The following is a 528-nucleotide window of genomic DNA, read 5'->3' as shown; positions in this document are numbered from 1 at the left end:
CCGGTGGACCCGGGCGACGCCGGCGGCGCAGGCCCGGCCAAGCAGGGCGCAGGCGATGGCCAGCACGGCCATGCCGCAGACAAAGCCGGCCTGGGCATTGGCAAACCAGCGGAAGGGGGCCACGAGAATGGCGTCGATGACCAGGAAGGCTTGGAGAAAGAAGTCGTTCATAAGCCAAAAAAGGCTCCCCGTCCCAGGTAGCCGGGACGGGGAGCCGTGTCCAGGGGGGACAGGCCTGCGATCTAGATGCCGGGGAGCTTGAAGTTGAAAAAGCCGGCCAGCAGGTAGCCGATGCCGACATAGGCGGACAGCACGATAAACAGGCGCTTGAGCCACACGTCGGAGAAGTACTTCGAGGTCATGGGGCCGACGAAGGAGCCGACGGCGATGCCGAGCATCTCAAGGCCAATGAAGTGCCACTCGCATGGGGGTGCCCTTGGAAAGCAGGGTGATGATGCTGGTGACCATGCTGACCAAAACGGCCAGGGCCGAGGTTCCGGCGGCCAGATACATGGGCAACTGGGTGAC

Annotated in this window: 1 protein-coding gene; it reads right to left on the bottom strand. The window is 64.0% G+C overall.

Features of this window, described 5'->3' with window-relative positions:
* Positions 1-242 precede the first annotated feature (242 nt).
* Positions 243-398 carry a hypothetical protein gene (locus DSOL_RS28595; protein ID WP_207649697.1) on the bottom strand — a complete coding sequence of 52 codons (156 nt, stop codon included), beginning with the start codon at positions 396-398 and terminating at the stop codon, positions 243-245.
* Positions 399-528: the final 130 nt, after the last annotated feature.

Source organism: Desulfosporosinus metallidurans, assembly GCF_001936615.1.
Classification (GTDB): Bacteria; Bacillota; Desulfitobacteriia; order Desulfitobacteriales; family Desulfitobacteriaceae; genus Desulfosporosinus; species Desulfosporosinus metallidurans.
This window is presented reverse-complemented; position numbering and strand designations above follow the sequence as displayed.